The following is a 13,797-nucleotide window of genomic DNA, read 5'->3' on the forward strand; positions in this document are numbered from 1 at the left end:
GCGGCCTCGAATAAGCCCCTAATCGGAGGAGACAATGGTTTTACGCACAGCCAAACTTGGCTGCATGGCTGCCGCCATCGCTGCCGCATTCGCCAACCCTGCCAGCGCCCAGCAAACCGCGCCGGATTCCGTACCAGCTACCAGCACAGCCGCCGCGCCGGCGCAGGACGTGGCCACGACCGTCGCCGCAGCGGAAAGCCCCGCAGCACCAGTGGACGGACTGAAACTGGAACGCGTCGTCGTCACCGGCACCGCCAGCCGCAGCTCGAAAATGCGCTCCAGCGTTTCGGTCAGCACGATGGACGCCGAGAACATTGCCCTGGCAGCGCCCACTAGTGCCGCCGAAGTGCTGCGCTCCATCCCCGGCGTGCGTTCCGAATCTTCGGGCGGCGAAGGCAATGCCAACATCACCGTGCGCGGCGTGCCGATTTCGGCCGGTGGTTCGCGCTATGTGCAGATACAGGAAGACGGCTTGCCCGTGCTGCAGTCGGGCGACTTCAACTTCATTACGCCGGACAGCTACGTGAAGATCGACGGCACGCTCGACCACCTGGAAGTGGTGCGCGGTGGCTCGGCATCCACGCTGGCAACCAACTCGCCAGGCGGCATCATCAACTTCATCAGCAAGACGGGCGAGCAGGAAGGCGGCAATCTGGGTATCCAGCGTGGCCTGGGCTACGACGAGACGCGCTATGACTTCGACTACGGCGGCCGCTTCGATGCCAAGACCCGCTTCTTCATCGGCGGGCATTACCGCACTGGCGAAGGCCAGCGCAACACGGGCATGAGCACGGAAGACGGCGGCCAGATCCGCGGCAACGTCACGCGTGAGCTGGACAATGGCTGGATTCGGTTCTCCTTCAAGCATCTGGACGATAAGGCGCCGACCGCGCTGCCGGTGCCGGTGCGCGTGACGAATGGCCAGATCAGCGAAATCCCCGGCATCGACCCGCGCACCGCGACCTTTTACTCGCCGTATTGGACGCGCGACGTCTCGCTCACCAAGGACAATGGCCGCGCCTCCAGCAACGTCAACGACGGCCTGCGTGTCAAGAGCGACAGCTTTGGCATTGCCGCCCAGTTCGACCTGGGCAATGGCTTCACGATCAGCGACAACTTCCGCAAATCCAGCAACAGCGGGCGCTTCCTCGGCGTCTTCCCGGGCAATAACGGCGTGGCCGGCAATTATGTGTTTGCCACGGGACCCAACAAGGGCAAGGCCTACAACGATCTGGCTTTCTCCGCCGTGGTTTTCAATACCTCGATCGATGATGCCGGCAATACCCTGAATGACCTGAAGCTGTCGAAGACCTTCAATGTCGAAGGCGGCAAGCTGACCGCAACGGGCGGCCTGTACTCATCGATTCAGAAACTGGGCCTGACCTGGAACTTCAACGAATACCTGATGCAGCTCAGCGAAGACAAGCCGGCCTTGCTGCAGACAGCGTCGCCCACTCCCGGTTATGTCGGTCCGGCCTTTGGCGGCTGCTGCATGCGTGCGGTGGACATGGAATACAAGCTGCTCTCGCCCTACCTGAACCTGGGCTGGGAAAAAGGGCCGCTGAACGTCGACGCCAGCGTGCGCCAGGACCGCCAGCGTGCCGACGGCACGGCCAACATCGCAGCCAATGGCCTGCAGTACAACGCGTCCACCGAACAGCAGGTCGATTACAAGATCAACCATACCTCCTATTCCGTCGGCGGCAATTATCAGTTCGACCGTAACCTGGCCGTGTTTGCGCGCGTCAGCGAAGGCGTGGCCTTCAATGCCGACCGTATCCTGTTCAGCACTCCGCTGGACGGCAGCGCGCCAATCAATATCAATACGGTTAAGCAGTACGAGGGCGGTGTGAAATGGCGCTCAGGCGGTGCAAGCGCTTTCCTGACGCTGTTCCACGCCAAGACGGATGAATCGAACTTCGAGGCGACCACGCAGATCAGCACTGCCAACCGCTACAAGGCCAGCGGTGCCGAGCTGGAAGCAGCGTGGAGCCTGGGTGACTTCCGCATTAACGGCGGCGTGACCTATACCGACGCTGAAATCGTCGGTGCTGCCGCGGGCCAGGAATCGACCATCGGTCATACACCGCGCCGCCAGGCACGCTTCACCTACCAGATCGCACCGAGTTATGTGTGGGGACAGGTCACCGTAGGCGGCAGCGTGGTTGGCACCGGCCGCTCGTGGGCGGATGACGCCAACACCATCAATATGCCGGCCTTCCATGTGGTGAACCTGTTTGCCCGCTATCAGTTCAACCAAAAACTGAGCATGTCGCTGAGCGCCAACAATGTGCTCAACAAGATCGGTTACACCGAGGTCGAAGGCGATGGCCATGCCGCGCGTTCGATCGGCGGCCGTGCCGTGAAAGCGGGCCTGAACTACTCCTTCTGAATCCGATGCTGATACTGGAACCTGCAATGCCGATGTCTTCTTCCATCCACCACCTGCTGAACGCGATGCCGGAAGGCAGGCGCACAGAAGCTGCGCGGCGCTTCGGCGCTCACGGCCCGGCGCTGCACAACTGCCTGCAAGGCCTGTATGGCAGCGTGCCCGATTTCGAGCTGTGGTACGCGCGCCTGCTGGCGGAGATCGGCAAGGTGCACGGACAGCGTCCTCCCGCGCTGGCGGCGCAGGACACCGCACGCGCAGCGCAGCCGGATTGGTTCCTCGGCCAGCACATGCTCGGCTACTGCAGCTATGTAGACCGCTTCGGCGGCAACCTGCGAGGCGTCGAGCAGCGTATTCCGCACCTGAAGGAGCTGGGCGTGCGCTATCTGCATCTGCTGCCTTTCCTGAAAATGCGGGCAGGGGAGAACGATGGCGGTTTTGCAGTGGCCAGCTTTGAAGAAGTCGATCCGCGCTTTGGCAGCAATGAGGATCTGGAGGCGCTGACCGCGAGCTTGCGCAGTGCCGGCATCAGTTTGTGCGCGGATTTTATCCTCAACCACATTGCCGATGACCATCCCTGGGCGCAAGGCGCACGCGAAGGTGATGAGCGCCTGCGCCGCTTCTTCCACGTCTTCCCCGACCGCGCAATGCCGGACCGCTACGAGCGCACGCTGGGGCAGGTATTCCCTCAGGCGGCGCCGGGCAATTTCAGCGAAGTGCCGGCAATGGGCGGCTGGGTGTGGACGACGTTCTACCCCTACCAATGGGACCTCAACTGGTCGAATCCGGAAGTGTTTGCGGAAATGGCTGCCACGCTGCTGCGCCTGGCCAACCGCGGCGTCGAGGTGTTCCGGCTCGATTCCACCGCCTTCCTGTGGAAACGCGAAGGCAGCAACAGCATGAACCAGCCGGAGGCGCATGCCATCCTGCAGGCCTTGCGCGCCATCGTTGCGATTGCAGCGCCGGGCGTGCTGCTGAAGGCGGAAGCTATCGTGCCAACACGCGAGCTGCCGGCTTACTTCGGACAGCCGCAGCAGCCGGAATGCCATATCGCCTATCACAGCAGCCTGATGGCGGCCGCGTGGGGAGCATTAGCGGAGCAGGACACCGCCTTGCTGCGCCGCGTGGCGGAAGGCACGCCCGAGCTGCCGCCGCATGCCAGCTGGCTCAGTTACGTGCGCTGCCATGACGATATTGGCTGGAATGTGCTGAAGGCCGAAGCCGGCGAGGCAGGGCGCGACGGCGCGTCGCGTCTGGCTGCGATTTCCCGCTTCTTTGCCGGAGCGGGCGGCAGCTATGCACGCGGCGAGGCTTTCCAGAGCAGCGATCCGGCCGCTGCCCACGGCAGCAACGGCATGGCCGCCAGCCTGGTGGGCCTCGAAGACGCGTCCGGTGATGACGCGCTGGCGTTGCGCCGCCTGCTGCTGCTGCATGGCCTTGCGCTCAGCTTTGGCGCGCTGCCGGTGCTGTACATGGGCGATGAATTGGGCCAGACCAATGACTACAGCTTCCGTGATCGCCCCGACCGCGCGATGGACAGCCGCTGGCTTCAGCGCCCGCTGCTGAACGAGGAGCGCTTCGTTCAGCGCCGCAATGCCGCGACGCCTGCGGGCCGCGTCTATGCCGGACTGCGCGCACTGATCACCACGCGCCAGCGCCTGCCGGAGCTGGCGGCCGATGCGCCACGTCGCTTGCTGGCGGCGCCGTCCCCGGTGCTGGCGCTGGCACGCGGCGAGCGCTTCCTGGCACTCTACAATTTCTCCGGTGCGCCACAGGCGTTTGCTCTGGACGGTTTCTGGTGCGACGCTTTATCAGGACAGCCATTTTCGGGCGAGATGCAGCTTGCGCCATGGGCCATGCACTGGCTGGAGCGCGCGAAATGACAACGATGAAGACAGACATGGATGTCGTAATGTTTGGCGAAGCACTGGTGGACGACTTTGGCGACGAGCAGGTCGTTGGCGGTGCGCCCTTCAACGCGGCACGCAACCTGGCGGCGCTTGGCACGCCCACGCTGATGATCACGCGCATTGGTGAAGACGAAAACGGTGGCCGGGTGCGCACCGAATTTGAGCGCTATGGCATGCCGCAGTCCGGGCTGCAAGTCGATTCGCAATGGCCCACCGGGCGTGTGGTGGTCGAGCGGAGCATGCGCGGACATCGCTTCCATATCCTGCCCGAGCAGGCATACGACCATATTGCGTCCGCCCCTGCGGTGGCTGCGCTGGCCGGAGCGCCGCCGCGCGTGCTCTATTTCGGCACGCTGGCCCAACGCGACCTCCGTTCGCGCTCGGCTCTGCTGGACCTGCTGGCTGCCACGGCCGCCACACGCTATCTTGACCTGAATCTGCGCGAGGGCCAGTACACCGAACGTAGCGTGTTCGAATCGCTGCGCCATGCGGACATCCTCAAGGTCAACGAGGAAGAACTGGCTGCGCTATTTGCCTGGTACGCGCCCGATGCGCCGCCGGTCGTGCGCGCCGACGATACGCGGGTGCAGCAGGCCTGCTCCGGCCTGATCACCCAATTCAGTTTGCGGGCGCTGATCGTCACGCTGGGGCCGCGCGGTGCGATGTATATTGATGCAGATGGCCGCGTGATCCGCGAGCATGGCAACGAGGAGCCCTACAAGCTGGTCGACACCGTCGGCGCGGGCGATGCCTTCTCCGCAGTCTTCCTGCATGGCCATGTGCAGGGCTGGGAGCTGGCGTTGACGATGGCGCGCGCGAATGCATTTGCGGGCGCTGTGTGCGGCTTGTCCGGGGCTGTGCCGCCTGACCTGTCCTTCTACGAACAATGGCTCCAGCGCTGGCAAGCCTGACCTTACCGGAGTTACACGATGGCGCAGCATAAACCGCATCTGTCGTTCCGTCAGATCGTCAACATGAACATCGGCTTCTTCGGCATCCAGTTCAGTTTCGGGCTGCAGCAGAGCAGCATGAGCCCGATCTACAAATACCTGGGCGCCGACGAGGCAACGCTACCTTATCTTTGGCTGGCCGGTCCCGTCACGGGCCTGCTGGTGCAGCCGCTGATCGGCGCGCTGAGCGACCGCACCGTGACGCGCTGGGGACGACGCACGCCGTATTTTTTGATCGGCGCTGTGATTTGCAGCTTCGGTTTGCTGGCCATGCCCTTCAGCCCCGTGTTGTGGATGGCGGCCGGTCTGCTATGGATTCTGGACGCGGCCAACAACGTGACCATGGAGCCGTATCGTGCCTTTGTCAGCGACCGGCTGGCGGTGCGCCAGCATTCTTTGGGCTTCCTGACGCAAAGCGCCTTTACGGGGCTGGGCCAAACGCTGGCCTATCTCACGCCATCGGTGCTGGTCTACCTCGGCACCAGCCGCGATGCGGTGAACAGCCACCATATTCCTTACACGGTGATCGGCGCCTTTTTGCTGGGTGCTGTGTTCTCGCTGACTTCCGTGCTGTGGAGCTGCTGGACGACGCCGGAGTTGCCGCTGTCGCCGCAAGATGAAGCCGCATTGCGCGCCAAGCCCGGCGGCTGGCGCCATGCGGCGCAGGAGATTGCCGATGCCCTGCGCGAGATGCCGCCCACCATGAAGCAGCTGGCGGTGATGAAGCTGTTCCAGTGGTACGCCATGTTCTGCTATTGGCAATACATCATGCTGGCGCTGGCGTCCTCCATCTACAAAACGGCCGATCCCTCCTCGGCGGGCTTTCGTGAGGCGGGTCTGCTGAACGGCCAGATCGGCGCCTTCTACAATTTCATCGCCTTTATCGCCGCCTTTGCGCTGGTGCCGTTCACGCGCCGCTTTGGGCCGAAAATCACGCACAGCCTGTGCCTGACGGCGGCAGGTATCGGCATGTTGTGTATTCCGCTGGTGACTCAGCCGCTGCTGCTTCTCTTGCCGATGGTCGGCGTCGGGCTGGCCTGGGCCAGCATCATGGGCAACCCTTATGTGATGCTGGCGGGCAGCATTCCGCCCGAGCGTACCGGGGTCTACATGGGGATCTTCAATATGTTCATCGTGATCCCGATGATTATTCAGATTTTTACGCTGCCGCTGTATTACCGCAGCTGGCTGCATGGCGAGCCTGCCAATGTGGTGCGGCTGGCGGGCGCACTGCTCCTGTGTGCTGCGGTAGCTGTGCTGTTCGTCAAGCTGCGCGCGGCGCGCCCACAAGCTGCCGCGGATCCGGCTCCGGAAGTGCACTTTGGTAAAATTGGCTGAAACTCCGGCGGATCGATGATCCGTCCTACGGAATGACAACTGATTTAGGGCGGATCGTCGATCCGCCGTGCCAAAGGAGCGGCGATGTCTGAAAGAATCCTGGTATTCGGCGAAGCCCTGCTGGACGATTTCGGCACCGAGCAAGTGGCCGGCGGCGCTCCTTTCAATCTCGCCCGCACCCTGGCCGCCTTCGGCCAGCCGCAACTGATGGTGACCCGCGTCGGCCGGGATGCCGGCGGCGAAACCATTCGCGACGAATTCACCCGCTTCGGCATGTCGCCCGAGGGCATACAGTCCGATCCCGCCCGTCCCACCGGCCGCGTGCACGTCACGCGCGGCGAGGATGGCGTGCCGCACTACGACATCTTGCCTGACCAGGCCTACGACCATCTCGAAGGCGTGCTGGCGCTGGACGTATTGCGCGCCTATTCGCCGGACACCATCTGCTTCGGCACCCTGGCCCAGCGCAGCGCCACGTCGTGCCACGCCCTGGCCGCGCTGCTGGACGCCAGCCCGGCCGAGCGCTTCTTCGACCTGAACCTGCGCGATGGCTGGGTGGACGAATCCATCGTCTTCACCTCGCTGCAGCAAGCCGACATCCTGAAAGTCAACGAACAGGAGCTGCAGACTTTATTCAGCTGGTACTGCCACACCTGCCCCGGCACGGACAAGATGGATTGCGTGGTGCTGGAATCGGAGTGCCGCTCGCTGATGCACAACTTCTCGCTGAAGGGCATGCTGGTGACGCTGGGCGCGCGCGGCGCCATGTACTTCGGCGCCGATGGCACGGCCGCGCATTCGCACGATGTGCGGGCGCCGGCCAAGCTGGTGGATACGGTGGGCGCAGGCGACGCCTTTTCCGCAGTCTTCCTGCTGGGCCGCGCCCATGGCTGGGAAATACTCGCCACGCTGAATCGCGCCAACGAATTCGCGGGTGCGATCTGCGGCATCGCCGGCGCGGTGCCGCAAGACCTCAATTTCTACAAGCCCTGGCGCGAAGCCTGGGGCCTCGCATAATAATATTTTAAGTTTTTACTTTTAAATATAGCCCTGTAAGTTGCGGGAATATATTTAAAAAATACTGTTGTTTCGTGATTATTGAAGAGTATTGGCAGGTTCGAACTTTGCCATACTCGGCCTCTCCTGTGCGGCTGGATAATATTATCTGCTGCTGGGTTAATTAATATTAACTTGAAAGAGGCGAGGTAATCATGACTAAACAGTTGAAATTGAATGTCAATGATATTGTCATCTCGAAGAGCAATCAGCTGCGCGGTGACGCGCTGATGAATGCCCCGGTTTCATCCATTCAGGGCATTAGCGACAGTGCCGCCACGTCACTGAAGAGCGCACTGGGTGTCTCCACCGTTGCAGAGCTGGCCAGCCATCCTGTTGTCTTGCGCGCGCAAGCGGCCGTAGCCGCCGCGCAGGCTGCCAGTTCGCCAGGACAGGCCGCTTTTTACACGCAACTGGCCGCCAACGTACAAAGCAGCCTCGGTGCCAGCCTGCAAGGCACTTTCAGTCCGGTCAGCTATCCAAGTGGATTCCCGGTCTGCACTAAAGGCCAGAGCGGCAATTTCTACAGCCTTAATTCTCTCCAGGCGCTGGATTCGCTGCTGGAACCGGCCAATGATATTTTATTGAAATTCGAACCGCAGAATTTCTCGACATTTTATTCGCAAATACTCAGCCAAGTAACCTGGCAATTGTCGAAAGACGATGCACGCATTTTAAATAGCCCGGCAGTTGGTCAAGCCCAGCAGCAAGTGTGGGCTGCTGTGGCTCAAGACCAGGTGCCGGTAGCGCAAAATGCCGGCTGGCCGGCGCTGGTTACCTGGGTATTCAGTAATTATGGTTCCGGTCTGCCGCAAAATAACCAGGGGCTGTCCCAGGCTGCCATCAATATGAACCTGGCTTACCCGAATACTTCCTCTGCACTCACGACCTACGTCAATACGCAGGGTCCGGCTTCCGCCATCCAGGTCGCGCAGAGCACCGGCTTGCAGGAGCTGGCTGCGGCGAGGACCAATGCAACGCAGCCGGGCGCAGCGAATGGAGGCTTGCAGACCAGTGCCAGCAGTTACTACGTGGGCTATACCGTCCCGGTGTGGGCGAATCTGACCGCGGGACTTGGCAATACCGCGAATCAGGTCAGCATTGGATGCACAGCGTCCAGTTTCTCAGCCACGTCGACCAATTTGACGATTGCCAACGCCAGCTATAGCGTGTCGCCGGGATGGTTCACCTTTACTGCCAGCGGCAGCGCCAGTGCCGTGAATGTGGAAACCTACGCGAGCGAACAGTCGACGATGACGCTGAACATTGTCTATCCCGGGGTGACCACCTTCGGCACGGACGTTCAGGCACTCTCCGCCAATCTGGCAACGGGCTGGTTCGACAATACGATTCTTACCCAGATCATCCAGACCTGGCAGAACCCGAATCTCACGGGCTTTGCGATTGGTGAAAGTACGACCTACCAGCCGCCAACCACGTTTGGACAGGGCAAGCAGTTTGGCCACTTGAAACAATGGGTCATCTCCAATCCGCCAACCATCAGCTTCACGATTACCAACGCCAATGTCGCCGCCATGTCGGCCGCCTTCCAGCAGGGGAGTGCTTACACGTCGATCGGCATTTTCTCGGGATCGGCTGGCGTGCAGACCTCGGGCTATGCCGTCAGCAACTTCCAGGCCGTGGGCAGCACGGTCACGGTAACGCTGGCGGCCACGCCCGTAGCGAACCTGCCGCCAACGCAGCAGGTTGCCTTTGTGCTGGGCGGCGTCGCATCCTATCCGCCGAATAACGTGTAATTGGTGTGTGCCGGCCAGGGGCGCGCGCCCTGGCCGGCCATTGCGGAATCAGCGAATTATTCGTCCGCTTCGGACATCTGCGACTGCAGGTAGTTCTGAATGCCGATTTTGCCGATCAGGTCGATCTGGGTTTCCAGCCACTCGATGTGTTCTTCGGTGTCGGTCAGGATTTCCAGCAGCAGGTCGCGCGACACGTAATCACCCACTTTCTCGGCCTGCGCGATGCCTTCCTTGATGGTCACGTGCGCGCCATTCTCCAGCTTCAGGTCGGCCGCCAGCATTTCCTCGGTGTTCTCGCCGATCAGCAGCTTGTGCAGGGCTTGCAGGTTAGGCAGGCCGTCCAGCATCAGGATGCGGTCGATCAGTTTGTCGGCGTGCTTCATTTCGCCGATCGACTCGTCGTATTCCTTCTTGCCCAGCTTTTCCAGGCCCCAGTGGCGGTACATGCGGGCGTGCAGGAAGTATTGGTTAATGGCCGTCAGTTCGTTCGTCAGCTGAGCGTTCAGCAGGCGGAGCACGTCTTTATCGCCTTTCATGGCTTGTCCTTGTTCTACGGGTGGGGATGGTGCCATTCTGCCACGAAGCAGGTGCTCAAACTAGGCAAAACGGCAATCAGGATTGCTAACGTAAATGAAAACCATTATCATTTGCATTTTGATTGCTAACCAATAGAAGAAAAAATGTCCTACATTAAGAGCCGCAAGCACCAGCCAGCCGCCCTTGCCGCAATTGCCACTCTGGCGATGCCTTTGGCCCTCCATGCAGAAGAAGCAGCCGATCCTGCGACCCAGAAATTGCCGGAAGTGGTTGTAACCGGTAGTGCAGGCACGAGTTTCCAGGTCAGCAAGTCCGCTTCCGACAAATTCACCGCGCCGCTGCTGGACACCCCCAAGTCGGTCACCGTGATCCCGGCTGACGTGATTTCCCAGACCGGCGCCGTGTCCCTGACGGATGCGCTGCGCACCGTGCCGGGCATTACCATGGGCGCTGCCGAAGGCGGCAACCCGGTAGGCGACAACCTCTTTATCCGCGGCTACAACGCGCAGTCCGACACCTATATCGACGGCATCCGCGACACCGGCTCCGGCACCCGCGAAATCTTCGACATCGAGCAGATCGAAGTCGTGAAGGGCCCGAACTCCGCATACGGCGGCCGTTCTTCCGCCGGCGGCAGCGTGAACATGGTCAGCAAGACCGCCAAGGCCGAGAACTTCGCCAACGCCAGCGTCGGCGTGGGCACCGCGCAGTACCGCCGCGTGACCGGCGACCTGAATCGCACCATTGGCGACGACGCGGCCTTCCGCCTGAACCTGATGTACCACGAGAACCACGTGGCCGGCCGCGACGAAGTGCACGGCGACCGCTGGGGCATCGCGCCGACCGTGGCGTTTGGCCTGTCCTCGTCCACCAAGGTTGACCTGAGCTGGTACCACTTCCAGTCGAGCGAACTGCCGGACTCCGGCCTGCCGTTCAATAACCCGATCACCTCCGGCCCGAACGTTGCCAAGAACGGTAACGGCGAGCCGCTGAATGTGCCAAGCAACACCTTCTACGGCCTGGTGAACCGCGACTTCCGCGACACCAAATCCGACATCGGCACCATCGACGTCAAGCACCAGTTCCACAATGGCTGGACCTTCCGCAACGTGACCCGCAGCGGCCGCACCAGCAACGACTACATCTACACCCAGCCGGACGATTCGAAAGGCAATATCGTCCTGTACGGCACCCTGTGGCGCCGCGCCAATACCCGCACCGCGGACACCGACACGCTGGCCAACGCGTCCAGCCTGACCGGCGACTTCATGCTGGCGGGCGTGAAGAACAGCTTCACCACCGGCATTGAAATCAGCCGCGAGATCACGGACCGCAGCACCTATCTGTTCACGCCGGGGACCAACAACTTCCTGACCAACAGTACCAACTGCCCGACTGCAGGCGCTGCCACCGGCTACAACTGCACCACGATCCTGAACCCGAATCCGAACGATCCGTGGACCCAGACCCGCAGCGTGTCGCCGGCGATGAACAACATCCACAGCAACACCCGTTCGGCGTATATGTTCGACACCGTGGAATTCAATCCGCAGTGGCTGCTGAACCTGGGCCTGCGCTGGGATGAGTTCCGCTCCAAGCTGTCGGTGCCGCAGTACACGCTGGCTGGCGTGACCACCGCGGCGGTGAATGCGGGACTGAAGTCCACCTTCACCAACTACCAGGTTGGCGTGGTGTACAAGCCTGCTCCGAACAGCAGCATCTACGCATCGTATGGCACCTCGTCCACCCCGCCGGGCAACGACGGCGGCGAAGGCGTCGATGGCCTGACCGTGGCGGTGCAGAACCTGAAGCCGCAGGACAGCAAGAACTTCGAACTGGGTACCAAGTGGGAAGTGCTGGCGCGCAGGCTGTCGCTGAGTGCCGCAATCTTCGAGAGCAAAATGAACAATGCCCGCGTCAGCAACGGCGACGGCACTTCGCAGAACATCGGCGAGAAGACCGTGAAGGGTGTGGAGTTCGGCGCCAGCGGTTCGATCACCAGCAACTGGCAGGTGTTCGGCGGCGTGACCTTCCTCGACGCGAAAGTGACCGACAACGGCTTCACCAATATCGGCACCACGGCTGCGCCGGTGTGGGTGGTGTCCCCGTTCAACGGCAACTGGTTCCCATCCACCCCGCGCAAGAGCGGCTCGCTGTGGACCTCCTACACCTTCGCCAATCGCCTGACGGTGGGCGGCGGTGTGAACGCCGTGTCCAAAGTCTACGCTACTATTAACAATAATAAGTGGGTGCCGGGTTACGCGCGCTTCGATGCGATGGCCAGTTATGAAGTCGATAAGCACATCAGCCTGCAGTTGAACGTGCAGAACCTGACGGACAAAACCTACTTCGACAAGGTCGGCTCGCCGCACTGGGTTGGTGTGGCCGCTGGCCGTACCGCAATCCTGACTGCGAACTTCCGCTACTGAGCAACGATGGCGGGTCAATGACCCGCCCTACGCGCAGGGGCCCATGCATTTGACACGTAGGGCGGATCGTTTTGATCCGCCGTGACTGACATGGAACGATCATGATGCTGCATATCCCCGGCGTGCTGACGCCGGAACAAGTGAAACAGTTCCGCCAGCGCCTGGCGGCCGCCGAATGGATCGATGGCCGTGCCAGCRTTGGCAGCCAGGGAGCGCAGGTCAAGCGCAACCGCCAGTTGGCTGAGGCCAGCCCGCTGGCGCTGGAGCTCGGGGATATCATCACCAAGGCCCTGGTGGCCAATCCACTGTTTTATTCGGCAGCGCTGCCTCTGCGCGTGCTGCCGCCTTACTTCAACAGCTATGCAGGCGGCGAGACTTACGGCCTGCATATCGACGGCTCCATCCGCATCAATCCGGTCACCAAACAGACCATCCGTGCGGACATCTCCACCACCGTTTTCCTCAGCGATCCCGATGAATATGAAGGCGGCGAACTGACCGTGATGGACGCTTACGGCGCCCACGAAGTCAAGCTGCCGGCAGGCGACRCCATCATCTACCCATCCAGCAGCGTGCACCGCGTGAACCCCGTCACTGCTGGCGAACGTGTGGCCTCATTCCTGTGGACGCAGAGCATGGTGCGCGATGACTGGCAGCGCAATATGCTGTTCGATCTGGATCAGAATATTCAGAAGCTGCGCGCGCAGCATGGCGACAGCGAAGCCACCGTGGGCCTGGCCGGGCACTATCACAACCTGCTCCGCCTGTGGGCAGAGACTTGATTACGACATCCGGAAATTGATCGGCACGATCACGTAGACCGGGATCGCCTTGCCGTCTTCGAGATAAGGCTTGAACAGTGCGCGCATGGCCGCCAGGCGTCCTGCTTCGTCCAGGCTCGAGAAGCCGGACGACTGCTGCACATTGGCCTGTTCGGCGCGGCCCTGTTCATTCACCAGGACGCGCAGCGTGACCACGCCCTGTTCGCCCATGCGGCGCGAGAGGGAGGGGTAGACCGGCTGCGGCGCGCGAACATACTCCACGCCGGAAACCACGCGCGGGCCGGAAGGCTGCGTAGGCGCCGGGGTAGCTGGCGCTGCCGGTGCCTGCGCAGCCACGACGGGCGCAGGTGAAGGCTCGGCGGCACGCGGCGCCGGCGGTGGCAGGGTGATGGTGTTTTCAATGACGACCGGCAGCATGGGAAGCTGCGGGGCGACGAGGGCAGGCGCTTTGGGCGCGATCTGCACCGTTTTCGGCGGAGCGGGTGGCGCGGGAGGCGGTGCGACGAAGGTAACGTTGACGACTTCCGGCAGACGCTCCACAACGCGGTGGAGCATGCCATTCTACATCAGGAAGAACAAACCGGCATGGAGCGCGATAATGACGGCCACTTGGCCCAGCTTGCCGCTGGATTTGCCGCCTTCGTAAGAG

The 13,797-nt window shown here is 61.9% G+C and carries 10 protein-coding genes; 8 read left to right on the forward strand and 2 right to left on the reverse strand.

Annotated features, from left to right (window positions below; genetic code table 11):
- The first annotated feature begins 34 nt into the window (after positions 1 to 34).
- From AB4Z11_RS00460 to AB4Z11_RS00485, 6 genes are all read left to right on the forward strand, one after another.
- A complete protein-coding gene (locus AB4Z11_RS00460) occupies positions 35 to 2,392 on the forward strand; it encodes a TonB-dependent siderophore receptor (protein WP_442021808.1) in 2,358 nt (785 codons plus the stop codon).
- A 32-nt stretch (positions 2,393 to 2,424) separates the two neighbouring features.
- Positions 2,425 to 4,272: an alpha-amylase family protein gene (locus tag AB4Z11_RS00465; protein ID WP_442021810.1), complete on the forward strand. Its 1,848-nt coding sequence runs from the start codon at positions 2,425 to 2,427 to the stop codon at positions 4,270 to 4,272.
- Entirely contained in the window at positions 4,269 to 5,210 is a 942-nt protein-coding gene (locus AB4Z11_RS00470) for a PfkB family carbohydrate kinase (protein WP_442021812.1), read from the forward strand. The genes AB4Z11_RS00465 and AB4Z11_RS00470 overlap by 4 nt, the downstream gene beginning before the upstream one ends.
- A gap of 18 nt (positions 5,211 to 5,228) precedes the next feature.
- Positions 5,229 to 6,587, forward strand: a complete 1,359-nt coding sequence (locus tag AB4Z11_RS00475; RefSeq protein ID WP_442021814.1) for an MFS transporter — start codon at positions 5,229 to 5,231, stop codon at positions 6,585 to 6,587.
- Between the two features lie 84 nt (positions 6,588 to 6,671).
- Positions 6,672 to 7,604 (forward strand): PfkB family carbohydrate kinase, encoded by a 933-nt coding sequence (locus AB4Z11_RS00480; RefSeq protein ID WP_442021816.1) that lies wholly within the window; start codon positions 6,672 to 6,674, stop codon positions 7,602 to 7,604.
- A 194-nt stretch (positions 7,605 to 7,798) separates the two neighbouring features.
- Positions 7,799 to 9,400: a hypothetical protein gene (locus tag AB4Z11_RS00485; RefSeq protein WP_442021818.1), complete on the forward strand. Its 1,602-nt coding sequence runs from the start codon at positions 7,799 to 7,801 to the stop codon at positions 9,398 to 9,400.
- Positions 9,401 to 9,456: 56 nt separating this feature from the next.
- On the opposite strand, the gene bfr is transcribed toward AB4Z11_RS00485, so the two are convergent.
- Entirely contained in the window at positions 9,457 to 9,936 is a 480-nt protein-coding gene (gene bfr, locus AB4Z11_RS00490; RefSeq protein WP_442021820.1) for a bacterioferritin, read from the reverse strand.
- Between the two features lie 144 nt (positions 9,937 to 10,080).
- On the opposite strand from bfr, the gene AB4Z11_RS00495 reads away from it, so the two are divergent.
- Complete coding sequence (locus AB4Z11_RS00495; protein WP_442021822.1) at positions 10,081 to 12,366, forward strand: TonB-dependent receptor; 2,286 nt, start codon at positions 10,081 to 10,083, stop codon at positions 12,364 to 12,366.
- Positions 12,367 to 12,467: 101 nt separating this feature from the next.
- A complete protein-coding gene (locus AB4Z11_RS00500; protein ID WP_442021824.1) occupies positions 12,468 to 13,148 on the forward strand; it encodes a Fe2+-dependent dioxygenase in 681 nt (226 codons plus the stop codon).
- Here AB4Z11_RS00500 and AB4Z11_RS00505 read toward each other — a convergent pair whose 3' ends face one another.
- Positions 13,149 to 13,703 carry an energy transducer TonB gene (locus AB4Z11_RS00505; RefSeq protein WP_442021826.1) on the reverse strand — a complete coding sequence of 185 codons (555 nt, stop codon included), beginning with the start codon at positions 13,701 to 13,703 and terminating at the stop codon, positions 13,149 to 13,151.
- Positions 13,704 to 13,797: the final 94 nt, after the last annotated feature.

Source organism: Pseudoduganella sp. RAF53_2, assembly GCF_052113985.1.
In the GTDB taxonomy this organism is placed as follows: Bacteria; Pseudomonadota; Gammaproteobacteria; order Burkholderiales; family Burkholderiaceae_D; genus Rugamonas.

Coding starts and splice junctions, on each gene's coding strand:
- AB4Z11_RS00480 (WP_442021816.1), top strand. CDS start 6,672: ATGTCTGAAAGAATCCTGGTATTCGGCGAAGCCCTGCTGGACGATTTC.
- AB4Z11_RS00470 (WP_442021812.1), top strand. CDS start 4,269: ATGACAACGATGAAGACAGACATGGATGTCGTAATGTTTGGCGAAGCA.
- AB4Z11_RS00460 (WP_442021808.1), top strand. CDS start 35: ATGGTTTTACGCACAGCCAAACTTGGCTGCATGGCTGCCGCCATCGCT.
- AB4Z11_RS00475 (WP_442021814.1), top strand. CDS start 5,229: ATGGCGCAGCATAAACCGCATCTGTCGTTCCGTCAGATCGTCAACATG.
- AB4Z11_RS00465 (WP_442021810.1), top strand. CDS start 2,425: ATGTCTTCTTCCATCCACCACCTGCTGAACGCGATGCCGGAAGGCAGG.
- AB4Z11_RS00485 (WP_442021818.1), top strand. CDS start 7,799: ATGACTAAACAGTTGAAATTGAATGTCAATGATATTGTCATCTCGAAG.
- AB4Z11_RS00495 (WP_442021822.1), top strand. CDS start 10,081: ATGTCCTACATTAAGAGCCGCAAGCACCAGCCAGCCGCCCTTGCCGCA.
- bfr (WP_442021820.1), bottom strand. CDS start 9,936: ATGAAAGGCGATAAAGACGTGCTCCGCCTGCTGAACGCTCAGCTGACG.
- AB4Z11_RS00505 (WP_442021826.1), bottom strand. CDS start 13,703: ATGCTCCACCGCGTTGTGGAGCGTCTGCCGGAAGTCGTCAACGTTACC.